The following is a 23,894-nucleotide window of genomic DNA, read 5'->3' on the forward strand; positions in this document are numbered from 1 at the left end:
ACAGGTAATCGCCGCCACGGTCGAGGACGAGTTGCGCCGTCTCGGCCTGGGCATGGATGGCATCGCCCGTCACCAGCGCGCCGTCGAGCGCCAGTGTCTCGAGCAGAGCCCGGGCGGCTGTGATCTCGTTTTCCCCCGGCGCGACGGCGCGCTGGCCGATGCTCAGCCGCGCGTCCGCCCCGAAGGCGGTCACCACATGCAGCGCCGAGCGTCCGGCCGCGCGATCGAAGGATCGCCGGAGCGTCTTGCCATCGATTGCCAGCACTCCGCCGCCGGCCGCGCCGAGGTCACCCAGGAACGCCTCGAAGGCGCGCCCGAAGGCCGCCGGATCGAGCAGGCGGAACACCCGGCTGAAAGTGTCGTGGCTAGGCAAGCCATTCTCNTCCGCCCCGCAAACCGAGGCGACGAGCGCAATCGTCAGAATGTCCAGCAGCTCGTGGCGCTGCGCATTGCCACTGCGCGGGTCGGGAATGTCGCGGAAGATCGTGATCAGGGAAGGCATCCGAAAACTCCAAAAACGGAGCCATCCAAAGAATCCAGATCAAACCTCCACGCCAGTCCTATTTCTCAAATGCGATTCCCCTAGGGGTAACGGTCAGCCGTCTCCGTGCCTGATCTTCACGACGTCGCCCGCAGCGCCATAGGCGGTCCATCCGCCATCCACCGGCAGGACCACGCCGGTGATGTAGCTCGCCCAGTCCGACAGCAGGAAAGCCGCCGCCTTCGCCATCTCCTCGGTCTCGGCCATCCGGCCGAGCGGCGTGCGACGCTCGATCATGCCGGGATCGAAGATGTTCCGTTCGAGCAGGTCGCGGACCATCGGCGTCTTCGTGTAGGCTGGCGCAATGGCGTTGACGCGGATGCCGTGATGGCCCCATTCGCAGGCCAGCGTCCTGGTCAGGTGACCGATGCCCGCCTTGGCGACGCCGTAGGCCGACCGGCCCGGAAAGGCGTCGAGTCCGACGATGGACGACACGTTGACGATCGCACCCCGGCTCTGCGCGATCATGGTCCGTCCGGCCGCGCGCGCGACGAGCAGAGTGCCCCAGAAGTTAACGTCGAAAACGCGCCGCCAGCGTTCGGTCGACTGCTCGTGCAGCGGCACCAGATCGTCGCCGATGCCGGCCGAGTTGAACAGGAGGTCGAGGCCACCGAGCGCGTGCGCGGATTCGGCAACGATGCGCTCCGCATCCGCCTCCACGGCGACATCGCCGACGACCGTGGCGTGCGCGCCCGTGCGCTCCCGCGCAGGGGGCAGAGCATTGCCGTTGATGTCCGCGAGCGCAACCGTCGCGCCCAGCTCGGCCAGGAGCTTCGCCGTCACTTCGCCGATGCCGCTGGCACCGCCCGTGACCAGTGCCTTGCGCCCGGAAAAGTCGATCGGCTGCGTCATGCGTCGGGATCCTTGCCATCGTCCTGGTGCGGCTTGAAGTGAAAGTCTGGCTCCCATTCGTCCCTCGGCCGCAGATGAACCCGCCAGTAGGCGTCCGCCACGCGATCGTGATCGTAGGGCGTGTCCCTGGCCATCGTGCCGTGGATCGCGACCGTCGCGACCTGCACGCCGTGCGGCGTGAGTTCCCTGAAGAGCGAGTGCCCGAGCGAACGCAGCGCCGCCTTGCCGAGGGACGTCACGCCCCATTCGATCCAGGGGCCGAAGGCGAGCACGCCGCCGGTGAGCAGTATGGTGCCACGACCGCGCGCGATCATCGCCGGTGCGACCTCTCGGGCGGCGTGGTGCGCGCCCGCCACGTTCGAGCGGAAGCTGTCCATCAGATAGTTGAAGTCGACGGGCTCGCCGCGCGCCTTCCAGCCGCGAGCGCTGGAATACTGGGCCTCCGATATGCCGGAACGCGTCACGAAGCGCGACGGCTCGATGATCGCGGCATTGTAGATGAGCACCTCGGGGTCGCCATTCGTCACGGACAGGTCCGCGAGCGCGGCCGAGACCGCCGCCGGATCGCCGGCATCGGCGACGAAGCCCCTCGTCTCCAGTCCCTCGGCGTCCAGTTCGCGCTGATAGGCCGCTACGGCGTCGGTGCGCCGTGCCATGAAGCCGACGGTCATTCCGCCTTTCGCGAAACGGCGGATGAGCGCGATGCCGAGGCCGGGTCCCGCGCCGATGACGACCGCCAGGGGACGGCTCACGAGTGCACTCCCTTCGCCACGGGGGCAGGAGCGCCGCCGGAGGCGATGCGCCTGCGCTCGGCGCGTGCCGCCAGCCAGTCCTCCAGTGTGCCGACCACGCCCTTGCGCAGGAAGAGCACGCACAGCACGAACGCGGACCCTTGCACGACGATGACCCACGATCCGAGGGTCGCGAACTCCTTCTGCATCGTCACCACGATGACGGCGCCGACGACCGGACCGAGCAACGTGCCGACGCCACCGATCAGGGTCATCAGCAGCGCATCGGCCGAGGTCATGAAGTAGAGGTCGGCCAGCGAGGCGATCTGGAAGACGATCGCCTTGGTGCCCCCTGCCAGGCCGGCCAGCATCGCCGACAGCGTGAAGGCGATCAGCTTGAACCGGTCGGTGGAGTAGCCGAGCGAGACGGCGCGTGGCTCGTTTTCGCGGATCGACTTCAGAACCTGCCCGAACGGCGAACGGACGATCCGGTAGATAGCGGCAAAGCCGATCAGGAAGACGGTCAGCACGAAATAGTACATGTTCAAGGGCTGGCTAAGGTCGATGAAGCCGAACAGATAGCCGCGCGGAACCGACTGGATGCCGTCCTCGCCATGGGTCCAGGGAGCCTGGATCGCGTAGAAATAGACCAGCTGTGCCAACGCAAGCGTGATCATCGCGAAGTAAAGGCCCTGCCGGCGGATCGCCAGCCAGCCGAACAGCGCCCCGATCAGGGTCGCCATGGCGACGCCCGACAGGATCGCGAGTTCCGTCGGGAATCCCCACGATGCGGCCGTATAGGCGGCGACGTAGGCGGAAGAGCCGTAGAACGCGGCGTGGCCGAAGGCGAGCAGTCCGACATAGCCGAAGATCAGGTTGTAGGCACAGGCGAAAAGGGCCAGGCACAGGATCTTCATGCCGAAGACCGGATAGACCAGGAATGGCAGGACCGCACCGCCGATGCCGAGGATGACGAGCCACAGGCGGCCGTTTTCAAGGATGCCGTCGGGCCGTGCCGTCGACATGTCGGCGGCGTGTGCGGCGACCGTCTCCTTGCCGAACAGGCCCGCGGGTCGGAACACCAGCACGATCGCCATGATGACGAAGATGACAGTGGTCGACGCCTGTGGCCAGAACACCTTGGTCAGCCCTTCGATCATGCCCAGCATCAGCCCGGTGAAGATCGCGCCCGAGATCGATCCCATGCCGCCGATGACCACGACCGCGAAGATGGTGATGATGATCGACTGGCCCATCTGCGGGCTGACCTGGTAGATCGGCGCCGCCATGACGCCTGCCAGACCCGCCAGCCCGACGCCGAAGGCGTAGGTCAGCATCAGCATGCGCGGCACGTTGATGCCGAAGGCGCGGACGAGGTCCGGGTTTTCGGTCGCGGCGCGCAGGTAGGCGCCGAGCCTGGTGCGCTCGATCGTGTACCAGGTCGCGATGCAGACCGAGATGCCGGCCACGATGACCCAGAGCCGGTAGTTGGGCAGGAACATGAAGCCGAGATTGACGCCCCCCCGGAGTGAACCGGGGATGTCGTATTGCTGGCCGGCTGCGCCGTACCCCACGTTGAAAAGTCCTTCGATGACCATCGCCAGGCCGACGGTGAGCAGGAGGCCGTAGGCGTGTTCGAGGTCGTAGACCCGGCGGATGAACAGGCGCTCCATGATCGCGCCGATCGCGCCTACGGCCAGCGGTACCAGGATCAGCGCCCACCAGTAGCCGAGCGACGGGAGGCCGAGGCCGGGAAACAGGTCCGGCAGGTGCATCAGGTACCAGGCGCCGAACGCGCCCAGCATGTATTGCGCGCCGTGCACGAAATTGCCGATGCGCAGCATGCCGAAGATGATCGCCACGCCGAGGCTCATCATGGCATAGAACACGCCGTTGATGAGGCCGATCAGGACCTGTCCGAACAGCAGCTGCGGAGAAATGCCGAGGAGCGTCATCATGGCCGGCTCACACCTTCAGGTAATTCTGGATGCGCTCGAAGTCGCCCGCGACATCGGCCGCCGTCAGCGTGTCGATCACGGTGCCATGCTCCACCACGTAGTGACGGTCGGCGAGCCTGGAGGCGAAGCGCACGTTCTGCTCGACGAGCAGCACGGTGAAGCCGCGCTCCTTGAGCTTGCGGATCACCGTGCCGATCTGCTGCACGATGACGGGGGCGAGACCCTCCGTCGGCTCGTCGAGCAGCAGCAGCGTCGCACCGGTTCGCAGGATCCGCGCGATCGCGAGCATCTGCTGCTCGCCGCCGGAAAGCTTGGTTCCCTGGCTGTTGCGTCGCTCGGCGATGTTGGGAAACAGCGTGTAGATGTCGTCCAGCGCCATGCCGCCTTCCGCCACGACCGGCGGCAGGAACAGGTTTTCCTCGACAGTCAGGCTGGCGAAGATGCCTCGTTCCTCGGGGCAATAGGCGATACCCCGGCGGGCGATGTACTCCGGCATGCGCCCGATCAGGTTCTCGCCGCCGAAGCGGACTTCCCCGGAGCGTTTCCGCAGCAAGCCCATGATGGCGCGCAGCGTCGTCGTCTTTCCCGCGCCGTTGCGGCCGAGAAGCGTCACCACCTCGCCGCGCGCGACTTCGAAGTTCATGCCGTGCAACGCCTGGCTCTCGCCGTACCAGCCCTGCAGATCGCGTACGCTCAGGCCGCTCATTCGTCGCCTCCGATATAGGCTTCGATCACGCGAGGGTCGGTCGACACGTCCGAATAGGGACCCTCGGCCAGTACCTTGCCGCGTGCCAGGACCGTGATCTTGTCGGCGAGCCGCGCGACCACCGAGAGATTGTGCTCCACCATGAGGATCGTGCGGTTGGCCGCGACCTGGCGTATGAGTGCGGAAATCCGCTCGACATCCTCGCCGCCCAGGCCGGATGTGGGTTCGTCGAGCAACAGAAGCTCCGGCTCCAGGGCGAGCGTCGTCGCCAGTTCCAGGGCGCGCTTGCGTCCGTAGGGCAGCCCGGCCGCCGTCTGGTCGCGCAGCGGCAGCAGCCCGACGGCATCGAGCAACTCGTCCACCCTCGATTCGAGCAGGGACAGCGTCCGCTCGCTTTGCCAGAAGCGGAACGAGACGCCGGTTGGCCGCTGCAATGCGATACGCACGTTCTCCGCGACCGTCATGCGTGGAAAGATCGCCGAGATCTGGAAGGACCGCACGATGCCGCGCCGCGCCACGCGGGCGGGGCTCTCGTCGGTGATGTCCTCGCCGTTGAACCGGATCGTGCCCTCGCTGGGCTGGAGGACTTTGGTGATGAGGTTGAAGAAGGTGGTCTTGCCGGCGCCGTTCGGGCCGATCAGCGCATGGATCGAATGCCGGCGCACGTCGAGGTCAACGCCCGACACCGCCGAGAAGCCGTGAAAGCGCTTGGTGAGGCCGCGCGCCTCGATGATGTTGTCCCCCGCTGGCGTCGTCATGTGTCGCTGCCCACCAGAATGCCGCGGCCTCGCGACGCCTTCTCCCGCAACGGCACCGTCGCCTGGTAGGCCTCCGAATGATAGTAGTCGTGAGCGGCTTCGAAGCTCGGGAACTCGACCACCGAGATGCCGATGGGGTTCCAGCCGCCCTCCAGCGGCTCGATCCGGTCGCTGCGGACCACGAGCCTTCCCCCGGCCGCATCCATCAGCGGCCCGGCAACCCGCCGGTATTCGGCCCACGCGTCGGGGTCGGTGATCTCGAGTTCGAATATAACATAGCCACGCAAGACGGACGTTCCTCCGTGCGATATGGGAATGCACGAGCGGTCGCCACGCAGGCGGCGACCGCTCGGCGGAGGATCGAAGGACGCCGCTAGAGCTTGCAGGCACTCTCGGAGTAGGGCTTGAATGCCTTGTCCGCCGGCACTGTGGCGATCAGCTTGAACAGGTCGTCCTTCTCCTTGACGTCCGCCGGCGCGTTGACCTCGAGCAGGTACATGTCGTGGACCAGGCGGCCGTTCGGGTAGAGCGTTCCGTTCTGCACGAAGAAGTCCTTGATCTCGATCCCGCGCAACGCCTTGAGCACCGCTTCGGACTCGTCGGTGCCGGCCTTCTCCACCGCCTTCAGGTAGTTGGTCACTGCCGAGTAGGTGCCGGCGGCGATCCAGCCCGGCGCGTTGCCGGTGATCTCCATCATGCGCCGGCCGAACGCCTCCGATTCCGCGTCCTTCTTCCAGAACCACGGGGTCGAGGCGCGCACGCCCTTCAGTGCCTCGACGCCGATCGACCGTGCGTCGGCCTGGTGCAGGAAGGTCACCGCGATCTTCTGTCCGGCCTCGATGATGCCGAACTCCTGGACCTGCTTCATCGCGTTGATGAGTTCGGGTCCGTTCAGATTCATGATGATCGCCTCGGCGCCGGAGGACTGAGCCTGGAGCAGGAACGAGGAGAAGTCCGTCGTGCCGAGCGGGGCACGGATCTTGCCCTTGATCTCGCCGCCGCCCTCGGTCACCGCCGCCTCGACCCAGGATTCCTGCACCTTGCCGGCCTCGTAGTCCGGCGACAGGACGAAGAAGCTCTTGCGGCCTTCGCCGAGCAGCGCCTGCACCGTGGTGCCGACGGTCGAATACGCGTCGTACGCCCAGGCCACGACGTGGCCGTTGCAGTCGGCCTCGGTCGGGCGGTCGGTCAGCGGCGAGACGAACAGGCCGACCTTCTTCTTCTCGCCGATCAGAGTGTTGACGCCGAGCGAGATCGCCGAGTTCGCCATGTCGGCGATCACGTCGACATTGTCCTGCTCGAACCATTCGCGGGCGATGGCGAGGCCGACGTCGGGCTTGTTCTGGTGGTCGGCCGACACAAGTTCGATCGGCTTGCCCAGCACCTGCCCGCCAAAGTCCTTGATAGCGAGTTCCACGGCCCTGACGGTCTCGATGCCGCCGATCGCGGAGAACGAACTGCTCTGGTCGTTGAGCACGCCGATCTTGACGGCGTTGTCCTGTGCGTTCGCGGCGAATGTCGCGGTGGTCAGAATGGTGGTCGCCAGCAGCAGCTTCTTCATTGATTTCCTCCCGGGTTGTCCGGCATCCGGCCAGAACCGCGCCGTCTCCCGGTCGGGATGGTGCTCTCGCCGCAGCCTGACGGACGTTCGCCGGGCAGGCCCCTCCAGTCATCGTCCTAACAGACTATGGCGCCTGGCCGGACGGTCCGCTCCCAATAGTCAAATCAGACGATGCCCCTCCCGGCACTTCTGCCGCATCAGCAGGACGAGCGCCCTCACGGCGCCGAAGGTCGAGATGAAAGCGGTTCTGTGTCACGCATTTGGTCCCTGGACGGACCTCCGGATCGAGGATGTCCCCGCGCCCGACGCGGCCGAGGACGAGGTCGCGATCCACGTCGCGGCGTGCGGCGTGAACTACTACGACGGCCTCGCGGCCGAGGGCCGGTACCAGACGAAGCCTCCCTTTCCCTTCGCCCCGGGTGGCGAGGTGGCTGGCACCGTCACCGGTGTCGGCGCCGCCGTGTCCCGCTTTCGGCCGGGGCAGAAGGTCATCGCCTTCACGGGATTCGGCGGCTACGCCGAAATGGTCGCGGTCCACGAATCGCGGGTGTTCCCGATGCCGGACGGGATGTCGTTCGACGACGCGGCGTCATTCCTGATCGCCAGCGCCACCTCGCACCACGCCCTGAAGGACCGCGCGGGGCTCCGCGACGGCGAAACGCTGCTGGTGCTCGGCGCCGCGGGCGGGGTCGGGCTCACCGCTGTCGAAATCGGCCGCGAGATGGGGGCGCGGGTCATCGCCGCCGCGTCGAGCCCCGGAAAACTCGAACTGGCCCGCGCCTTCGGCGCCGAATCGGGCATCGACTATTCGAAGGAAGACCTGCGCGAACGGGTGAAGGCGTTGACGGGCGGGCGCGGCGTCGACGTCGTCTATGACCCGGTCGGCGGCCGGCAGGGCGAGGCCGCATTCAAGTCGCTGGCCGTCAACGGGCGCCATCTGGTGATCGGCTTCGCCAGCGGCGACATCCCCGGCGTCGCGTTCAACCAGTTGCTGCTGAGGCAGGTCTCGGTCACCGGCGTCCTGTGGGGCAACTTCGCCCGCACCGACCCGGATCGCGCGGCCATCAATGTCGCGGAACTGCTCGAATGGCACGCCGAGGGACGGCTGCGTTCGCATGTCTCGGAGAGTCATCCGCTCGAACACTTCGACCGGGCGCTTGACAGCGTGATGAACCGGCGCGCGACCGGAAAGGTGGTGATCCGGATGCCGGCCATCGCGACGGCCGCCTCGGCAGGGGAGACGGCGCAATGACCTCGACACCGGTGGTCGTCACCTCCCGGCGCGGCTCCATCCTCGTCGCGCATCTCGCCAATCCGCCGGTCAACGCGCTTTCGCACGCCGTGCGCACCGGGCTGAGCGAGGCGCTGGACGAGGCGGAGCGCGATGTATCGATCGCGGGGCTCGTCATTGCCGGGCAGGGGCGGATGTTCAGCGCCGGCGCGGACGTCACGGAATTCGGCCAGCCGCTGCGCGAGCCACGGCTCGGCGGAATCGTGGCGCGGCTTGACGCCTTTCCGAAACCGGTCGTCGCCGCCATTCATGGCTCGGCTCTCGGCGGAGGACTGGAACTCGCGCTCGCCTCGCATGCGCGGGTCGCGTCGCCGGGCGCGAAGCTCGGACTGCCGGAAGTGAAACTCGGCCTTCTGCCGGGTTCGGGCGGCATCCTGCGTCTGCCGCGCCTCGTGGGTGTGCCGGCCGCGCTGGAGGTCATCGCGGAAGGCAGGGAGCTTACAGCGGATAAGGCCGTCGAACTGGGGCTTCTGGAGGAGATCACCGACGGCGATCCGATCGATGTGGCCTGCGCGGTCGTCATGAGGCTCGCCAGCGAGAATGCCCTTCCAAGGGCCAGCAGCAGACCCTTTCCCCCGTTCGGCGAGGCCGAGCAAGCCGAAGCCAGGAAAGCTCTGGCGAAGAAGGCTCGTGGGCGCGAGGCTCCCCAGCGCGCGGTCGACCTCTTCGTGATGGCGTCCGCCACGCCCTTCGCGGATGCCGTCCCGCTGGAGCACGAGGCCTGCCGCGCTCTCGTCGCTTCGCCACAATCGCGGGCACTTCGCCATGTCTTCGCCGCCGAGAGAGCGGTGGCGCGGCCGGCCGCCATTCCGGCTGGCGCCGCGCCTCGGCCGGTCGCCAAGGTCGGCGTCGTGGGTCCAGGCGTCATGGGCCGCGGCATCGCCATCGCGATGCTCGATGCGGGGCTGCCGGTCATTCTCGTCGGCCGCGCCCTGTCATCGCCCGATTCGGCGGTCGGGCTGATCGGCAGGCACTACGAGGGCCTCGTCCGGCGCGGAACACTGACGGAGGAGGCAAGGGCGGAACGGCTGTCGCGCCTGGTGGCGACGACCGCGATGTCCGCGCTCTCCGGCTGCGGGCTCGTCGTTGAAACCGTCTCGGAGGCCCTGGCGGCCAAGCGCGAGGTCATCGCCGCGATCGACGAGGTGATCGGCGATCGCGCCATCCTGGTCACCAACACGTCCTATCTCGACGTCGCGGACCTGGCGAGCGCGACATCCCGTCGGGCGAACTTCGCCGGCATGCATTTCTTCAATCCGGCCAACGTCATGAAGCTGGTCGAGACCGTGCGAACGAAGGACGCCGCGCCCGACGTCCTCGCCACATTGATGGCGTTCGGCAAGCGTCTTGGCAAGACGGCGGTCCTCGTCGGTCCTTCCGAAGGCTTCGTCGCCAACCGGATGCTGTCGAAGCGCACCCGGGAGGCACTGTTCCTGCTCCAGGAAGGCGCCAGTCCAGCGCAGGTCGACCGCCTCCTGTCAGGCTTCGGCTTCCCGGTCGGACCGTTCACGCTGGCCGACATGGCGGGGCTCGACCTGATGGTCGCGACGCGCGCCGCCCGCGCCGACGGGATGAGCGAGCGCGAGCGCGGCGCCGACATCGCCGAGGCCCTGGTCGCGGCTGGCCGGCTCGGCCGCAAGAACGGCCGCGGCTACTACGCCTATGGCGAAGACGGCCGCCCGACGGACGATCCGGCCGTCGCCGACCTGCTTGCCGCCCACCGCGCCAGCCGCGGCATCGCGACCCGTTCCGTCGCCGACGAGGAAGTGCTCGAGCGATGCCTGCTCGCCCTCGCCAACGAGGGCGCGAAGCTGGTGGACGAGGGGGCGGTGGAGCGCGCATCCGACATCGACGTGATCTGGACGACCGGCCTCGGATTTCCCGCGCATCTCGGCGGGCCGATGTTCTGGGCCTCGGAGATGGGCCTCCCGAATGTGCTGGAACGGCTGGAGCACTACGCGCGGCTGGTCGGCGACGCGTTCTTCGCGCCCGCTGACCTGGTGCGGAAACTCGCGGCGAACGACGGAAGATTTGAGTGAAATGCGAACGGACCTGAGACCATGAACAAGCAGATGAAGCTCGATGAGGTCGTCGCGTCGTTGCGCGACGGCATGACGATCGGTTTTGGCGGCTGGGGGCCGCGGCGCAAGCCGATGGCCCTGGTGCGCGAGATCCTGCGGTCTGATCTCAAGGACCTGACCATCGTCGCCTTTGGCGGGCCGGAAGTTGGGATGCTGTGCGCGGCCGGCAAGGCGAGGCGCGTGATCTATGGCTTCGTGTCGCTCGACTTCATCCCGATCGAGCCTTTCTTCCGCAAGACCCGCGAGACCGGCGGCGTCCAGGCGAGCGAACTGGACGAGGGCCTGCTCCTGCTCGGACTTCAGGCGGCGGGCCATCGGCTGCCTTTCCTGCCGACCCGGGTCGGCCTCGGCTCGGACGTGACCACGATCAATCCCGAGTTCCGGACGGTCCGGTCGCCCTACGAGGACGGCGAGACGCTGCTCGCCATGCCGGCGATCAAGCTCGACGTGGCGCTGATCCACGTCACTCGCGCCGACCGCCTCGGCAACACCCAGACCGATGGCCCGGACCCGTTCTTCGACGCGCTCTTCGCGGGCGCCGCCGAACGTTGCTACGTCACGACCGAGGAACTCTTCGACCGCCTCGATCATACGCACCCCGAGACGGCGACGTCGAACCTCTTCCCGCGCTACTGCGTGACGGGCGTGGTCGAGGCCCCGCTCGGCGCACACCCTACGACGGCGCACGACCTTTATGGCTGGGACGTCGATCACTTCAAGGAATACGCGACGCTCGCGGCCGCGGAGGGCGGCTGGAACTCCTATTTCCAAAAGTATGTCGCGGGCGGCGAGAGCTCCTACGCCGACCGCGCCGGCGGCGCCGACCGCATCCGCAACCTGCCCATCCCCACCTTCTGACCGGGAGCGAACCATGGCATCCGAATTTTCGCTCGCCGAACTCGTCATCGTCGCCGCGGCGGAAGCGTTCCGCGACGGGGGTGAACTGCTGGCAACCGGCATCGGTCCCTTGCCGCGCATCGCGGTCGGCCTGGCGAAGCTCACCTTCGCGCCCGAGCTTCTCATGACCGATGGGGAAGCCTATCTGGTCGAAGAGCCGGTCCCGCTCGGGCCGCGCAACGGCTACCAGCCCAGGCATTCGGGCTGGATGCCTTATGGACGCGTGTTCGATTCCGTCTGGTCCGGCCGCCGCCATGCCATGGTCACCCCGGTGCAGGTCGACCGCTGGGCCCAGGGCAACATCGCCGCGCTCGGCGATCTGCGCAAGCCGAAGGTCCAACTGCTTGGCGTACGCGGGTTTCCGGGCAATTCCGTCTGCCACAAGAATTCGATGTTCCTGCCTTCGCACACCCGGCGCACCTTCATCGAGGGCGAGGTGGACGTGGTGGCCTCGGTCGGCTTCTCGGACAAGCGCTGGCCGGCGGGCGTCAGGAAGCTGCCCGTCGACATCGGCATCGTGGTGACCAACCTGTGCGTCATGGACTTCAACGGTCCCGACCATGGGGCGCGGGTCATCGCGATGCATCCGGGCGTGACCTTCGAGGAGGTGCAGGCCGAGACCGGGTTCCCGTTGATCCGCGCCGACGACGTCAGGACCAGCCTGGCTCCGACCGAGGAGCAGCTGGCGATCATCCGCAAGCTCGATCCGACCGGGATCCGCGCCTCGGTCATCAAGGGCAACCCGCCCGGCCTGCGGGCGGCCTGAGATGGACTTCGGCCACGGCGAACGCACGCGCGAGCTGGTCGGACGCCTGCAGGCGTTCATGGACGAGCACGTCTATCCCAACGAGCGCCTCTATCACGAGCAGGTCGCCGCCGACCGGTGGGGGCATCCGCCGATCCTGGACGACCTCAAGGCGAGGGCGCGGGCCGCGGGCCTGTGGAACCTGTTCTTGCCGGAACCGGTGCACGGCGCCGGGCTGAGCAACGTCGAGTACGCGCCGCTTTGCGAGGTGATGGGGCGCGTCCACTTCTCGTCCCAGGTCTTCAACTGCTCGGCGCCGGATACGGGCAACATGGAGACGCTGATCCGCTATGGTACGGAGGAGCAGAAGGCGCGTTGGCTGCCCGGCCTGCTCGACGGATCGATCCGTTCCGCCTTCGCGATGACCGAGCCGGACGTCGCGTCGTCCGACGCCACCAACATCGCCGCCACCATCCGGCGCGACGGCGACCACTACGTCCTCGACGGCCGCAAATGGTGGATCTCCGGCGTCGGCGACCAGAACTGCGAGATGATGATCTTCCTCGGCCGCTCCGGCGGCGAAGACGTCCCGAAGCACCGGCGCCATTCGATGATCCTCGTCCCGCGCGACACGCCCGGCATCACCGTGCTGCGGCCGCTGACCGTGTTCGGCTATGACGACGCCCCGCATGGCCACATGGAAATCCTGTTCGAGAACGTGCGGGTGCCGGCGGACAACATGCTGCTCGGCGAGGGCCGGGGGTTCGAGATCGCGCAGGGTCGGCTCGGTCCGGGACGCATCCACCATTGCATGCGGCTGATCGGACTGGCCGAACGGTGTCTCGAACTGATGTGCCGGCGCGTGAAGAAGCGCGTCGCCTTCGGGCGCGCCATCGCAGAGCAGTCCGTCACGCTCGAGCGAATCGCCGAATCGCGCATCCTGATCGACCAGGCGCGGCTCCTCACCCTCAAGGCCGCCTGGATGATGGACACGGTCGGCAACAAGGCGGCGAAGGCCGAGATCGCCATGATCAAGGTCGCCGCGCCCAACATGGCCTGCCGGGTCATCGACTGGGCGATCCAGGCGCACGGCGCGGCCGGCCTGTCCGACGACTTCGTGCTCGCCAACTACTATGCCCACGCCCGCAAGCTGCGCTTCGCGGACGGACCCGATGAAGTGCACCGCAACCAGATCGGCCGGCTCGAACTGGCTCGGTACGATGGCTGAGCCCGCGTGATGGACGCCGGGAGCCTGGCCGGAACCGAGCCGCTTTCCGAGGCCGGGCGGATCGACGTCCGCCGCCTGGCGGCCTTCCTGCGCGATACGATCCCGGGCTGCGCAGGCGAGATGAGTCTCGCCCGCTTCCGCGGCGGCCAGTCGAACCCCACCCTGCTCGTCAGCTTCGCCAACGGCCGCGGGGTGGTGCTGCGCAAGAAGCCCGACGGCGTTCTGCTGCCGTCGGCCCATGCTGTCGATCGTGAATACCGGGTCATATCGGCGCTGCGCGGCAGCGACGTTCCGGTGCCGGCGGCGCACTTGCTCTGCGAAGACGAGAGCCTGACTGGCGCCATGTTCTACGTCATGGAGCATGTCGCGGGTCGCAGCTTCTGGGATCCCTCGCTGCCCGACATGGCCGCGGCGGACCGCGGCCAGATCTACGCGGAAATGCGCCGCGTGATCTCAGCGCTTCACGCCCTCGACCACGAGGCGCTGGGCCTTGCCGATTTCGGCAGGCCCGGCAGTTACTTCGCCAGGCAGGTCGCGCGCTGGTCGAGGCAGTATCGCGCCTCGGAGACGCAGCCGATCCCGGCGATGGACGGCCTGATCGAGTGGCTGCCGCGAAACATGCCGGCCGAGCGCGCGCCGGCGTTGCTGCACGGCGACTACCGGCTCGACAACGTGATCTTCCATCCGACCGAGCCGCGCATCCTGGCCGTACTCGACTGGGAACTCTCGACGCTCGGCGACCCGGTCGCCGACTTCGCCTATCACACCTTGACCTGGCATCTGCCGCCGGACCCGTTCCGCGGTCTCGGCGGCCGCGATCTGCGGGCGCTCGGGATACCCGAGGAGCCCCGCTACAGGTCCGCATACTTCGCGGCGACGGGCTTGCCCGCAACGACCGCGCGCGAGTGGAACACCTATCTCGCCTACAGCCTCTTTCGCGTCGCCGCCATCAGGCAGGGCATCATGAAGCGCGTCGTCGACGGCACCGCCTCCAGCCCGCATGCCCGCGCCGCCGGAGCCCTGGCGGCACCCGTCGCCGAACTGGCGCTGGGTTTCGCGCAACGAGCAGAACGGAGCGACCGATGACCGAACCTGTCTCCACCCTCTACCCGCTCAGCGGCGCGGCCGTCGTCATCGGCGGTTCCGGGGGCGTCGGCGCCGATATCTGCCGTGTCCTGGCGCGCGACGGCTGCAACGTGGCGCTGACCTATTTCGGCAACGAGGAACGGGCGAAGCTCGCCGCCTCGATGGTGAGGGGCGAGGGCCGCGCCGCAAGCGTGCACCGGCTCGACATCGAACAGACCGAAGCGGTGCGCACGTTCGTCGAGACGGTGATCGCGGAGCACGGCGCCATTCACACGCTGGTCTATGCCGCCGGCCCGCTGGTTCCGCTCATCCATCTCTCGAAAGTCGAACCCGAGCTGATGAGGAAGCACCTGCTGCAGGACACGTTCGGCTTCTTCAACGTCGCGCGGGCCTGCCTGCCGGCGCTTCGCGCCACGCGCGGCTCGATCGTCGCGGTTCAGACCGCGGCGCACTACCGCTACGCCGCGGCCGATGGCCTCTCCGTCGTGCCGAAAGCCGGTGTCAACGCGCTGATGAAGGGACTGGCGAAAGAGGAAGGCCGCTACGGCATCCGTGCCAACGGCGTGGCGCTGGGCATCATCGAGGCCGGCCAGCATCCCGAACTGACACGGCTCGGCTACATCGACGAGACGTACATGGCGGCCGCCGCCCGCAACACGCCCCTGCGGCGCAACGGCAAGCCGATCGACGTGGCGGAGGCGGTGACCTTCCTGGCGTCGTCGCGCGCCGGTTTCGTTTCGGGGCAGGTGATCTGCGTCGACGGAGGCTACGCGATCTGACCCGGACCGTAGTCCGCCCGGACGATGTTGCGGCGGGAGCGCGTCCCTAACCTCCGGGTTTCGAAACCTGCAGGAGCCTTCCCCTTGCGCGAAGCCGTCATCGTATCCGTGGCCCGCACCCCCGTCGCCAAGGCGTTTCGCGGCGCCTTCAACGACACCGAGGCGCCGGTCCTGTCCGGGCATGTCGCCCGCCACGCGATCGAGCGCGCCGGCGTCGACCCGGCCGAAGTGGAGGACATCGTCCTCGGCTGCTCGGCGCAGCAGGGCACGCAGGGCTACAACATCGGCCGTCTCACCGCCGCAGCCGCCGGCCTTCCGACCAGCGTGGCCGGCATGACGATCGACCGGATGTGTTCGTCCGGCCTGATGGCCATCGCGACGGCCGCCAAGCAGATCATCCTCGACGGAATGGAAATCGCCGTAGCGGGCGGCGTCGAATCGATAAGCCTGACCCAGAACAAGCACAAGAACAGCTACCGCAGCCGCTCGCGGGCCGTCCTTGCGCATTGGCCGCACGAGTACATGACGATGATCGAGACCGCCGAGATCGTCGCGCGCAGGTATGGCGTGACGCGCGAGAGGCAGGACGAGTTCTCGCTGGCCAGCCAGCAACGCGCCGCGCGCGCGCTCGAGGCTGGCCGCTTCGACGACGAGGTCGTTCCCCTGAGGACGATCAAGCTCGTGACCGACCGGGAGACGAAGGAGCAGAGGCCGGAGGAGGCCACTCTGGCGTCCGACGAGGGCATCCGCGGCGACACCACGCTCGAAGGTCTCGCCAGGCTGGCGCCCGTGTTCGCGGATGGCGAAGTGGTCAAGACCGGCGAACACGTGACGGCGGGCAACGCCTCGCAACTGTCCGATGGCGCGGCGGCCCTGGTCTTGATGGAGGCGGGGCAAGCCGCACGACGGGGCCTGAAGCCGCTCGGCGCCTATCGCGGCATGGCGGTCGCGGGCGTGGCGCCCGAGGAGATGGGCATCGGTCCCGTGCTCGCCGTGCCGAAGCTCCTGAGGCAGGCTGGACTGACGGCTGACGACATCGACCTGTGGGAACTCAACGAAGCCTTCGCCAGCCAGGCGCTCTACTGCCGCGATGCCCTCGGCATCGATCCCGATAAGCTGAACGTCGATGGCGGAGCCATCGCCGTCGGACATCCTTTCGGCATGACCGGAGCGCGCACCACGGGGCACATCCTGATCGAGGGCCGCCGTCGCGGGGCGAAGTACGGCGTTGTGACGATGTGCGTCGGCGGCGGCATGGGCGCTGCCGGCCTGTTCGAGATATTCGCGTGATCATGCGTCCGCCGCTGCTCGGTCCGGCAACCCAGCTCGGCTTCGTCGTCCGCGACGTCGAGACGGCGATGCGGCACTGGATCGACGTGTTCGGCGTCGGTCCATTCGTCTGCATGGAGCATGGGACGTCCCAGCCGCCGCCCGTCACCTGGATGCGAGGGCAGGCCGTGTCGGTCGAACTCAAGCTTGCCTTCGGCTTCATGGGCGACGTGCAGGTCGAACTGATCGAACAGCGCAACGATGCGCCGTCGCCCTACACGGAGTTCCTGACGGCCGGACGGGAGGGATTGCAGCATCTCGGCTTCTGGGTCCACGACCATGCCGAGGCGACGCGCGTGGTGGAGGCGGCGGGGTACCGGCCTGTATACGAGATCAGGGTGCAGGGGCAGGACCTGCCGATCATCTATTACGACTCGCCGTCGCTCTACGGTCCGATGCTGGAACTCGTGCCGCCGAAATGGCGCCGTTCGCGCGAGGCGATCAGGACGCTGACCTCGCAATGGCGGGGAGGCGATCCGGTGATCCGCTACGAGACCTACGCGGCGTTCCTGGCCGACCGCGGCGTCACCTTCGACTGAAAGCCGAATGCGGTCCTCAGGGCAACAACTGTTCCAGGGAATCGATCTTGTCGCGCAGCGACGCGATCGTCGAGCGCACCGCAGCAAGATCGGATGCGCCGGCAACGTCCATCCTGCGCAAGCCCTGCATGGCGAAGTCGGCGATCACCTCGGCGATCTCGGCCGGCGATTTCGGGCCATTCGGCGAATACCAGCGCGATGTCCAGTTGGCCGCGCCGATCACGGCGAAGGCCGCGATCTTGGGGTCCACGTCCCTGAATTCGCCCGCGGCGATGCCGTCGCGGATGCAATTGACGTAAAAATCGTAGATGTGGCGCCGGCTCTGGTTGTACAGGGCGCTCATGTGAGGCGGGATCTGGGCTTCGAGCCGGGTGAAGAACAGGAACCGCGACCCCGAAGACAGCCGCCGCACGATGCCGTCGGTCACCGCCGTGCGAAGCCGCTCGCTGGCGCTCATGCTGCGATCCTGGCTCAACGCGTCGAGCATGTGCGACGGCGTCAAAGCCTCGGCCTCCACCAGCGCGGCGAGGATCTCCTCCTTGTTGCGGAAGTAGTGGTAGACGGCGGAACGGCCGAGCCCCAGCGCCTGCGCGATATCGCCCATCCCAGTCCGCGAATAGCCCTTCTCGTCGAAGGTCTTGGCGGCGATGTCGAGCAACTGGTCGCGCACCAGTTCCTTGCGCGGATTGGTGAGCGGTCGCGGTTGCTCATCCTCCAGCACAGCCCGGCCGCTCGTCCTGCGCGCCGTTGCTTCAGTCTCGACCTTGCGCAGCGCCATGTCAGCCTCTCGCCTGCCGGAAGGGTGCCCGTCCGCAATACCCCGCGCCACGTGCGGCTTTCAAGCCATGGCCGCGACTTGCAGCCCCTGCCCATGCTTCCGAAACGGCATCAGCGCGCATAGGTCAGTCCCAGCCGGTGCTGCCGCGACAGCAAGGCATCGCGGAAGGCCGCGGCGACGCTTCCGTCGTCCCAGCGGCCCTTCAGAACGGGCTCGGCGATCATCGGATGAGTGACGTAGGAGAGCTCGTCGCCCGCGATGCGCACGATCTGGCCATTGATCCCGACCGAGGAATCCGAAAGCAGGAAGGCGATCACGGGTGCATTGACGTCGGCCTGCGGCAACGTCGTGTAGACGACCTCCCGGCTCGCCGACTGCTGGGCAAGGAACTTCATGTTCGTCTCCGCCATTGCGGTATGCGCGAGCGGCGACACGGCGTTGACCCGCACGTTGGTGTCGCGCAGTTCCATCGCCCAGGTGTAGGTGAGCGAGGCGACGGCCGCCTTGCTGGCTCCATAGCCGCCGATCGCGATGTCGCCGGCCTGCGATCCGGAGGCGACATTGACGATGGCCGCCGGTCCGTCCTGCTTCAGCATCGCCTTCACCGCATGACTGGCGCAGGCCGCCGTGCCCAGCGTGTTCACCTCGAGCATGGCCCGCAGCTCGCCTTCCCGCATCTCCTCCAGTCGTCCGTGCATGAGAATGCCGGCATTCGCGACCAGTCCGTCGATCCGCCCGAAACGTGTCAGGCAGGCATCGACGAGGGCGCCGCAATAGTCCCATGACGCAACGCTGCCGGCCGACGCCACCGCTTCGCCGCCCGCGCTGCGAATGGCTTCGGCCGTCGTTTCCGCCGCTTCCCCCCGGACGTCGTTCACGACGACGCGCGCGCCGAGCCGCGCCGCATGCCGCGCATAGGCGGCGCCCAGCCCCGCACCGGCCCCTGTGATGACGATGGACTTGCCTTCGAGTATTCGTTTCATGGGACGGAACATTGCGGCATCGGGGGGCGCGCTTCATACCCCGTTCGGACGATGGCGACCTAATCGCGTCGAAGCAGGTCGCGCGCCGGTTGCGAACCGTCTAGCAGCCGATTCGTGCGCGCGGTCGCCCGCCAGCCCTCCGCCGTCCTCACCAGCTCCCAGCGGTTGGCGCTGCAGCGGTCGGCGTGCCAGCCGGCCCGGGGCGACGAAGGGTCCCTCACGAACACCTGCGAATAGTTCACCACCACGGCCCGGTCGCCGTCGATCTCGATGCGCGGCAGCGACAGGATGTGAGACGAACCCTGGCCGACGTAGTTCCGGTGGGTCTCCAGGTCGATCAGGGAAGCGACTGCGTCGCGTCCTTGCAACGGGTCGCCGCCGAAATCGTAGCGCCCGTCCTCCGCCCAGAGCGCTCCGACCCCGTCCCGATCCAGGCTGTCCACGGCCGGACCGTACGAGGCGACGAGCTGGAGGATCGCCAGGCGATCCTCCAGCGCGGCAATGCGGTTTTCCAGGTCCTCGATCGTCGCCATGCTCATCCAAGGTTCTGCGCGCCGTCTGCCACGACCAGACTGCCGGTCACGAAGCTGGCGTCCGCGGACAGGAGAAAGGCGATGACGCCCGCGATCTCCGCCGGTTCGCCGCCTTCCGGTCGCCCGACGAGCTTGACGGGACGCGTCAGCAGGCGGTCGTCCTGGTCGCCCAGCGGCGCGAGCCCTGCGCCGATGGGCGTCTTGACCCGCCCCGGCGCGACGGCGTTGAAGCGGATGCCGGCGGACGCGTATTCGATCGCCAGCGACTTCGTCAGCGCGACGACCGCCGCCTTCGCGGCCGCGTAGTGCGCTGCATAGGCGATGCCCTGGACGGCCGCCGTGGACGCCAGCGTCACCAAGCTGCCCCGGCTTTCGCGCAGCGCGGGCACCAGCGCCTGCACGATGCGGAAGACGCTGGTCAGGTTGACCGAAAGCATGGTCGCCCAGTCCTCCGCCGAAATGTCCTTGAAGTGCGCCCTGCGGTAGATCCCGGCGTTGCACACGACGTGATCCAGGCCACCGAACATCTCCGTGGCTCTTGCCGCCATCGCCGCGGAAGCGTCGCCATCCGCCGCGTCATAATTGAGGGTGCGGAGGCCTGAGATCCGGTCGGCTAGCGCCTTGAGCCCCGCCTCGTCGCGGTCGGCCGCGATGACGCGCGCACCTTCGCCGTGAAGACGAAGGGCGGTGGCGAGGCCAATGCCGCTTGCGGCGCCGGTCACGAGGGCTACCCTGTCGTCGAATCGGCCGGCCATGGCATCTCCTTAAGGCCATCATGTTGGCAGCCTCTTTCGGCTCCCGGCATCATTCGTTCGGACGATGCTGTCTCGGCGGCAGGCTTCGATAGATGCGACAACCAGGCGCGGACCCATGGACCTCCAGCTCTCACCCGACCAGATCTTCATGCGCGACGAGGCTCGGCGCCTGCTGGCGGAGCGTTCCGGAAGCGAACAGCTGCGACGCGCCATCGGGGCCGGCGGCTTCGACGCCGCGCTATGGTCAACCATCGGCGGCGAGCTCGCCTGGTGCGCGGTGGCGGTGCCGGAGGAGGCCGGCGGCCTCGGCCTCGGGGCACCCGAACTCGCGCTGCTGGCCGAGGAGTGCGGCCGGCGGCTCGCGCCGGTGCCTTTCTGGTCGAGCGCCTGCCTCGCCGCGCCGCTGGTCGCCGCGCTTGGCGCGGGAGAGGCGGGCGCCGCCCTGCTGGGCAGGATCGCGGCCGGCGAAGCCGCGGCCTGCGCATGGCCGGGCATCGGCGGCGCCGATCCGCTCTGCGGCACGATCCCCGTCGCGCGCCGCGCGGGCGGGGGCTGGACAGTCTCCGCCACCATTGCCGCCGTGCTCGACGCCAGTTCGGCGGCGTTCTTCCTCGTGCCCGCTTCGGCGGACGGCGGATTGGGCCTTTTCGCGGTGGAGCGACCGGCCGCGGCCGTCGAACCGCTGGAGGGCATCGACCTGATGCGCCCGGCGGCGCGGCTGGTCCTCGACGGCGCCGCTGCCTCGCGCATCGATTCTGCGGGCTTCAGCGCCCGGGATTTCGACGATGCGCTCATGACGGCACGCCTGGCCGAGGCGGCGGAACAGGTCGGCGCCGCGCAGGGAGCGCTCGACCTGACGCTCGCCTATGTCGCCGAGCGCGTGCAGTTCGGCCGGACGATCGCGTCCTTCCAGGCGGTGAAGCATCGCTGCGCGGCCCTGCTGGTGGAAATCTCGGAAGCCCGCTCCCTCGTCCACGGCGCGGCGCGAAGTCTCGACCCGCTGGAGGTCGCCGCGGCTGGCGTCCTCGCCACGCAGGCGCTGTTCCGGGCAGCCGAGGAGGCGATCCAGCTCCACGGCGGCGTCGGCAACACCTGGGAGTATGATCCGCATCTCTATCTGCGCCGCGCGCAGGCGACGGCGGCCGTTTTCGGTTCGACCGACGAGAAGCTCGCGATCATCGCGGACGCGCTGCTGGGAGACGCGGCATGAGCATCGAGGCTTTCCGCGCCGAGGTCGCCGGCTGGATGGCGGCCAATCTCACCGGCCGGTTCGCGCCGCTGTTCGATCGCGGCCATGCCGGCGACGGCGATGCGCTTCCGGAACTGCGCAAGGACTGGGAGCGAAAGCTCGCCGAGGGCGGCTGGACCTGCATCGGCTGGCCTCGCGAGCACGGCGGTCGCGGCCTGCCGGTCGCCGAACAGGTCGTCTTCCAGGAGGAGTATGCGCGCGCCGGCGGGCCGGGGCGTCTCGGCCACATCGGCGAAGGCCTGCTCGGCCCGACGCTGATCGCGTTCGGCGACGACGACCAGAAGCGACGCTTCCTGCCTGCCATCCGCGAGGGACGGGAGTTTTGGGCGCAGGGATACTCCGAACCCGACGCCGGCTCCGATCTCGCCAGCATCCGCACCCGGGCCCGGCGCGATCCGGAGAGCGGCGACTGGCTGGTCACCGGCCAGAAGGTCTGGACCTCGCTTGCCCACCTGTCCGACTGGATCTTCGTGCTTGCCCGCGGCGAGGAAGGCTCCATCGGCCCGAAGGGACTGATCTTTCTCATGATGCGGCTCGACCAGCCCGGCGTGGAGATCAGGCCGATCCGGCAGATCGGCGGCGGCAGCGAGTTCAACGCCACCTTCTTCGACGGCGCACGTGTCAAGGCCGGGGACATCGTCGGCGTCCCCGGCGACGGCTGGAGGATCGCGATGGCGCTGCTCGGCTTCGAGCGGGGCCTGTCCACCCTCGGGCAGCAGATGGGCTTTGCCCGCGAACTCGACCTGATCATCGAGATCGCAACGGAGAACGGCGCGGCGGCGCGCCCGGCGATCCGCGCGCGCATAGCGCGGGCATGGGCGGGATTGCGGGCGATGCGCCACATGGCGATGCGCATGCTCGCCGACCATCCCGAGCCGCAGGTGCAGCTCGAAAGCCTCGGCTACAAGTACCAGTGGTCGAACTGGCATCGCGATCTCGGACGGCTGGGCATGGACGTGCTCGGTTTTTCCGGCGCGGCGGCCAGCGCCGACCCGCGCGTCGAGAAGCTGCGCCGGCTCTTCTTCTTCACCCGCGCCGACACCGTCTACGGCGGCACGAACGAAATCCAGCTCAACATCATCGCCGAGCGCGGCCTGGGAATGCCCAGGGAGCCGCGCGGTCCGTCGGGAAAGGGCGCCTGATGGGATTTCGCGAGCCCCGCGGGACGGAACTCGCGGCGAGGGACTGCCTGTGGCGGCTGGTCAACACCTATTCGCGCGCCTGCGACCGGCGCGATTTCGTCCTGCTGCGCTCGCTCTATCACGACGACGCGCTCGAGGAGCATGGCGACATGTTCACCGGTTCGCCGGACGCCTACGTCGCCTGGGTGGAGAAGGCGCTGGCCAACTGGCAGGCCACCGCCCACTACGTCGCCAACGCGCTCTTCGAGATCGACGGCGACTATGCCGAGGGCGAGACATACAAGCTCAATCACCATCGCACGCTCGACGGGACCGAGGAAATCGTCACCGGCAGCCGCAGCCTCGACCGCTTCGCCCGCCGATCCGGCGAGTGGCGCTTCCTTGGCCGCTGCGTGACGCTCGACTGGGCCGGCAGGCGTCCGGTCGACCGCGGCGCTTATGACAGCTTCGCGGCGTCGAGCCCCCTCGGGACCGCGGGCGCGGGCGACCCTTCCTATCGCCGCCTGACCCTGTTCGGGCGCGGGGACACGCAAACGATCTGACAATTCGGGAGGAATTCATGTCGACGGATTTCGCGGGCCGCGTCGCGGTCGTCACGGGGGGCGCCAATGGCATCGGACGCGCCATTTCGCTCGCCTTCGCCGCCGAAGGCGCCAACGTCGCCATCATGGACCGCGAGGAAGGACCGCTGGGCGAAACCGCCGAGGAGGCGCGCCGGCTCGGCGTCAAGGTTCTTCCTCTCGTCGGCGACATGACCGACAAGACCGTGGTTGCCGAAAGTTTCGCGAGGGTGAAGGCCGATTTCGGTTCCGTCGACATCCTGACCAACAACATCGGCCAGACCGCGCGGGAGAACTACTCGGAGTTCTACCTGGCGAGGCCGGAGACACTGGAGTTCGTGGTCGGCGTGTCGCTGATGACCACCCTCATGTGCACTCGCCAGGTCGTAAGCGACATGCGCGAACGGAAATTCGGCAAGATCGTCTCCATTTCCTCGGATTCGGCGATGAACGGCGATGTCGGCACGGTCGACTACGCCGCCGCCAAGTCGGGCGTTCTCGGCTTCACTCGGGCGCTGGCGCGCGAACTCGGGCCGTTCAAGGTGAACGTCAACGCGGTCTGCCCCGGCCCGACCAACACCCGCGCCATGCAGCGCATCCCGAAGGACGCCTACGAACGTGCAAGGAACATGATCCCGCTCGGCGAGCTCTGCGAGCCGGATGACATCGCCAACGCGGTGATCTTCCTGTCGTCCGGCAAGTCGCGCTTCATCACCGGCCAGACGCTGATGGTGAACGGCGGGCGGGTGTTCTACTGAGCTACTGCGTTCGGACGATGCCGCGCCGCGTGCGGTGCAGCATCCTCAGTCCCA

General features: G+C 68.0%; 25 protein-coding genes and 1 pseudogene. 13 read left to right on the plus strand and 13 right to left on the minus strand.

Annotated features, from left to right (window positions below; translation table 11 throughout):
* The 9 genes and pseudogenes from N1F91_RS25230 to N1F91_RS25265 all read right to left on the minus strand — a co-directional run.
* Window positions 1-502 (minus strand): ISAs1 family transposase (locus N1F91_RS25230; RefSeq protein ID WP_289996267.1); only part of this gene is annotated, 502 nt, incomplete at its 3' end.
* A 93-nt stretch (window positions 503-595) separates the two neighbouring features.
* The gene (locus N1F91_RS25235) at window positions 596-1,393 is read right to left on the minus strand and encodes an SDR family oxidoreductase (RefSeq protein ID WP_289996268.1); all 798 of its coding nucleotides are present in this window, start codon (window positions 1,391-1,393) and stop codon (window positions 596-598) included.
* The gene (locus tag N1F91_RS25240; RefSeq protein ID WP_289996270.1) at window positions 1,390-2,145 is read right to left on the minus strand and encodes an SDR family NAD(P)-dependent oxidoreductase; all 756 of its coding nucleotides are present in this window, start codon (window positions 2,143-2,145) and stop codon (window positions 1,390-1,392) included. Before N1F91_RS25240 ends, N1F91_RS25235 begins: the two co-directional genes overlap by 4 nt.
* Complete coding sequence (locus N1F91_RS31180; protein ID WP_354670562.1) at window positions 2,142-3,149, minus strand: branched-chain amino acid ABC transporter permease; 1,008 nt, start codon at window positions 3,147-3,149, stop codon at window positions 2,142-2,144. The genes N1F91_RS25240 and N1F91_RS31180 overlap by 4 nt, the downstream gene beginning before the upstream one ends.
* Window positions 3,150-3,176: 27 nt before the next feature.
* A pseudogene (locus N1F91_RS31185) lies at window positions 3,177-4,082 on the minus strand (branched-chain amino acid ABC transporter permease); the annotation flags it as partial.
* A gap of 7 nt (window positions 4,083-4,089) precedes the next feature.
* A complete protein-coding gene (locus N1F91_RS25250; protein WP_289996273.1) occupies window positions 4,090-4,788 on the minus strand; it encodes an ABC transporter ATP-binding protein in 699 nt (232 codons plus the stop codon).
* Window positions 4,785-5,546 carry an ABC transporter ATP-binding protein gene (locus N1F91_RS25255; RefSeq protein ID WP_289996274.1) on the minus strand — a complete coding sequence of 254 codons (762 nt, stop codon included), beginning with the start codon at window positions 5,544-5,546 and terminating at the stop codon, window positions 4,785-4,787. The genes N1F91_RS25250 and N1F91_RS25255 overlap by 4 nt, the downstream gene beginning before the upstream one ends.
* The gene (locus N1F91_RS25260; RefSeq protein WP_289996275.1) at window positions 5,543-5,833 is read right to left on the minus strand and encodes a DUF1330 domain-containing protein; all 291 of its coding nucleotides are present in this window, start codon (window positions 5,831-5,833) and stop codon (window positions 5,543-5,545) included. The genes N1F91_RS25255 and N1F91_RS25260 overlap by 4 nt, the downstream gene beginning before the upstream one ends.
* 86 nt (window positions 5,834-5,919) lie before the next feature.
* Entirely contained in the window at window positions 5,920-7,107 is a 1,188-nt protein-coding gene (locus N1F91_RS25265) for an ABC transporter substrate-binding protein (RefSeq protein ID WP_289996278.1), read from the minus strand.
* A gap of 235 nt (window positions 7,108-7,342) precedes the next feature.
* Here N1F91_RS25265 and N1F91_RS25270 point away from each other — a divergent pair, with 235 nt between their 5' ends.
* The 9 genes from N1F91_RS25270 (at window position 7,343) to N1F91_RS25310 (ending at window position 17,082) form a co-directional block, all read left to right on the plus strand.
* Entirely contained in the window at window positions 7,343-8,359 is a 1,017-nt protein-coding gene (locus tag N1F91_RS25270) for an NADPH:quinone oxidoreductase family protein (protein ID WP_354670563.1), read from the plus strand.
* On the plus strand, window positions 8,356-10,437 hold the full coding sequence (locus N1F91_RS25275; RefSeq protein WP_289996281.1) for a 3-hydroxyacyl-CoA dehydrogenase NAD-binding domain-containing protein: 2,082 nt from the start codon (window positions 8,356-8,358) through the stop codon (window positions 10,435-10,437). Before N1F91_RS25270 ends, N1F91_RS25275 begins: the two co-directional genes overlap by 4 nt.
* A 21-nt stretch (window positions 10,438-10,458) precedes the next feature.
* Window positions 10,459-11,337, plus strand: a complete 879-nt coding sequence (locus tag N1F91_RS25280) for a CoA-transferase (RefSeq protein ID WP_289996282.1) — start codon at window positions 10,459-10,461, stop codon at window positions 11,335-11,337.
* 13 nt (window positions 11,338-11,350) lie between these two features.
* Window positions 11,351-12,142, plus strand: coding sequence for a ketoacid CoA transferase (locus tag N1F91_RS25285; RefSeq protein ID WP_289996284.1), 792 nt, complete (start codon window positions 11,351-11,353; stop codon window positions 12,140-12,142).
* Between the two features lies 1 nt (window position 12,143).
* Window positions 12,144-13,349 carry an acyl-CoA dehydrogenase family protein gene (locus N1F91_RS25290; RefSeq protein WP_289996286.1) on the plus strand — a complete coding sequence of 402 codons (1,206 nt, stop codon included), beginning with the start codon at window positions 12,144-12,146 and terminating at the stop codon, window positions 13,347-13,349.
* Between the two features lie 9 nt (window positions 13,350-13,358).
* Complete coding sequence (locus N1F91_RS25295; protein WP_289996290.1) at window positions 13,359-14,435, plus strand: phosphotransferase family protein; 1,077 nt, start codon at window positions 13,359-13,361, stop codon at window positions 14,433-14,435.
* Window positions 14,432-15,214, plus strand: a complete 783-nt coding sequence (locus N1F91_RS25300) for an SDR family oxidoreductase (protein WP_289996292.1) — start codon at window positions 14,432-14,434, stop codon at window positions 15,212-15,214. The genes N1F91_RS25295 and N1F91_RS25300 overlap by 4 nt, the downstream gene beginning before the upstream one ends.
* A gap of 84 nt (window positions 15,215-15,298) precedes the next feature.
* Window positions 15,299-16,504 carry an acetyl-CoA C-acyltransferase gene (locus N1F91_RS25305; RefSeq protein ID WP_289996293.1) on the plus strand — a complete coding sequence of 402 codons (1,206 nt, stop codon included), beginning with the start codon at window positions 15,299-15,301 and terminating at the stop codon, window positions 16,502-16,504.
* 2 nt (window positions 16,505-16,506) lie between these two features.
* Entirely contained in the window at window positions 16,507-17,082 is a 576-nt protein-coding gene (locus N1F91_RS25310; RefSeq protein WP_289996337.1) for a VOC family protein, read from the plus strand.
* 16 nt (window positions 17,083-17,098) lie between these two features.
* Here the strand turns inward: N1F91_RS25310 and N1F91_RS25315 are convergent, their stop codons facing one another.
* From N1F91_RS25315 to N1F91_RS25330, 4 genes are all read right to left on the minus strand, one after another.
* Complete coding sequence (locus N1F91_RS25315; RefSeq protein ID WP_289996295.1) at window positions 17,099-17,860, minus strand: TetR/AcrR family transcriptional regulator; 762 nt, start codon at window positions 17,858-17,860, stop codon at window positions 17,099-17,101.
* A gap of 110 nt (window positions 17,861-17,970) precedes the next feature.
* Window positions 17,971-18,843: an SDR family oxidoreductase gene (locus N1F91_RS25320; RefSeq protein WP_289996296.1), complete on the minus strand. Its 873-nt coding sequence runs from the start codon at window positions 18,841-18,843 to the stop codon at window positions 17,971-17,973.
* A gap of 59 nt (window positions 18,844-18,902) precedes the next feature.
* The gene (locus tag N1F91_RS25325) at window positions 18,903-19,376 is read right to left on the minus strand and encodes a nuclear transport factor 2 family protein (RefSeq protein ID WP_289996297.1); all 474 of its coding nucleotides are present in this window, start codon (window positions 19,374-19,376) and stop codon (window positions 18,903-18,905) included.
* Between the two features lie 2 nt (window positions 19,377-19,378).
* Window positions 19,379-20,131 (minus strand): SDR family oxidoreductase, encoded by a 753-nt coding sequence (locus tag N1F91_RS25330; RefSeq protein WP_289996298.1) that lies wholly within the window; start codon window positions 20,129-20,131, stop codon window positions 19,379-19,381.
* 115 nt (window positions 20,132-20,246) lie between these two features.
* On the opposite strand from N1F91_RS25330, the gene N1F91_RS25335 reads away from it, so the two are divergent.
* The 4 genes from N1F91_RS25335 to N1F91_RS25350 are packed head-to-tail and all read left to right on the plus strand — an operon-like array spanning window position 20,247 to window position 23,840.
* Window positions 20,247-21,341 (plus strand): acyl-CoA dehydrogenase family protein, encoded by a 1,095-nt coding sequence (locus N1F91_RS25335; protein ID WP_289996299.1) that lies wholly within the window; start codon window positions 20,247-20,249, stop codon window positions 21,339-21,341.
* Window positions 21,338-22,522 (plus strand): acyl-CoA dehydrogenase family protein, encoded by a 1,185-nt coding sequence (locus N1F91_RS25340; RefSeq protein WP_289996300.1) that lies wholly within the window; start codon window positions 21,338-21,340, stop codon window positions 22,520-22,522. Before N1F91_RS25335 ends, N1F91_RS25340 begins: the two co-directional genes overlap by 4 nt.
* Window positions 22,522-23,064 carry a nuclear transport factor 2 family protein gene (locus N1F91_RS25345; RefSeq protein ID WP_289996301.1) on the plus strand — a complete coding sequence of 181 codons (543 nt, stop codon included), beginning with the start codon at window positions 22,522-22,524 and terminating at the stop codon, window positions 23,062-23,064. The genes N1F91_RS25340 and N1F91_RS25345 overlap by 1 nt, the downstream gene beginning before the upstream one ends.
* A 17-nt stretch (window positions 23,065-23,081) precedes the next feature.
* Window positions 23,082-23,840, plus strand: coding sequence for an SDR family oxidoreductase (locus N1F91_RS25350; protein WP_289996303.1), 759 nt, complete (start codon window positions 23,082-23,084; stop codon window positions 23,838-23,840).
* The last annotated feature ends 54 nt before the right edge of the window (window positions 23,841-23,894 follow it).

It is taken from the genome of Aquibium sp. ELW1220 (assembly GCF_030398385.1).
In the GTDB taxonomy this organism is placed as follows: domain Bacteria; phylum Pseudomonadota; class Alphaproteobacteria; order Rhizobiales; family Rhizobiaceae; genus Aquibium.

Excerpts from the sequence above, each read along its gene's own strand:
- N1F91_RS25330 (WP_289996298.1), bottom strand. The coding sequence starts at position 20,131 with ATGGCCGGCCGATTCGACGACAGGGTAGCCCTCGTGACCGGCGCCGCA.
- N1F91_RS31180 (WP_354670562.1), bottom strand. The coding sequence starts at position 3,149 with ATGTCGACGGCACGGCCCGACGGCATCCTTGAAAACGGCCGCCTGTGG.
- N1F91_RS25290 (WP_289996286.1), top strand. The coding sequence starts at position 12,144 with ATGGACTTCGGCCACGGCGAACGCACGCGCGAGCTGGTCGGACGCCTG.
- N1F91_RS25235 (WP_289996268.1), bottom strand. The coding sequence starts at position 1,393 with ATGACGCAGCCGATCGACTTTTCCGGGCGCAAGGCACTGGTCACGGGC.
- N1F91_RS25270 (WP_354670563.1), top strand. The coding sequence starts at position 7,343 with ATGAAAGCGGTTCTGTGTCACGCATTTGGTCCCTGGACGGACCTCCGG.
- N1F91_RS25325 (WP_289996297.1), bottom strand. The coding sequence starts at position 19,376 with ATGGCGACGATCGAGGACCTGGAAAACCGCATTGCCGCGCTGGAGGAT.
- N1F91_RS25345 (WP_289996301.1), top strand. The coding sequence starts at position 22,522 with ATGGGATTTCGCGAGCCCCGCGGGACGGAACTCGCGGCGAGGGACTGC.
- N1F91_RS25250 (WP_289996273.1), bottom strand. The coding sequence starts at position 4,788 with ATGAGCGGCCTGAGCGTACGCGATCTGCAGGGCTGGTACGGCGAGAGC.
- N1F91_RS25310 (WP_289996337.1), top strand. The coding sequence starts at position 16,507 with ATGCGTCCGCCGCTGCTCGGTCCGGCAACCCAGCTCGGCTTCGTCGTC.
- N1F91_RS25335 (WP_289996299.1), top strand. The coding sequence starts at position 20,247 with ATGGACCTCCAGCTCTCACCCGACCAGATCTTCATGCGCGACGAGGCT.
- N1F91_RS25255 (WP_289996274.1), bottom strand. The coding sequence starts at position 5,546 with ATGACGACGCCAGCGGGGGACAACATCATCGAGGCGCGCGGCCTCACC.
- N1F91_RS25320 (WP_289996296.1), bottom strand. The coding sequence starts at position 18,843 with ATGAAACGAATACTCGAAGGCAAGTCCATCGTCATCACAGGGGCCGGT.
- N1F91_RS25340 (WP_289996300.1), top strand. The coding sequence starts at position 21,338 with ATGAGCATCGAGGCTTTCCGCGCCGAGGTCGCCGGCTGGATGGCGGCC.
- N1F91_RS25350 (WP_289996303.1), top strand. The coding sequence starts at position 23,082 with ATGTCGACGGATTTCGCGGGCCGCGTCGCGGTCGTCACGGGGGGCGCC.
- N1F91_RS25280 (WP_289996282.1), top strand. The coding sequence starts at position 10,459 with ATGAACAAGCAGATGAAGCTCGATGAGGTCGTCGCGTCGTTGCGCGAC.
- N1F91_RS25295 (WP_289996290.1), top strand. The coding sequence starts at position 13,359 with ATGGACGCCGGGAGCCTGGCCGGAACCGAGCCGCTTTCCGAGGCCGGG.
- N1F91_RS25275 (WP_289996281.1), top strand. The coding sequence starts at position 8,356 with ATGACCTCGACACCGGTGGTCGTCACCTCCCGGCGCGGCTCCATCCTC.
- N1F91_RS25265 (WP_289996278.1), bottom strand. The coding sequence starts at position 7,107 with ATGAAGAAGCTGCTGCTGGCGACCACCATTCTGACCACCGCGACATTC.
- N1F91_RS25300 (WP_289996292.1), top strand. The coding sequence starts at position 14,432 with ATGACCGAACCTGTCTCCACCCTCTACCCGCTCAGCGGCGCGGCCGTC.
- N1F91_RS25285 (WP_289996284.1), top strand. The coding sequence starts at position 11,351 with ATGGCATCCGAATTTTCGCTCGCCGAACTCGTCATCGTCGCCGCGGCG.
- N1F91_RS25315 (WP_289996295.1), bottom strand. The coding sequence starts at position 17,860 with ATGGCGCTGCGCAAGGTCGAGACTGAAGCAACGGCGCGCAGGACGAGC.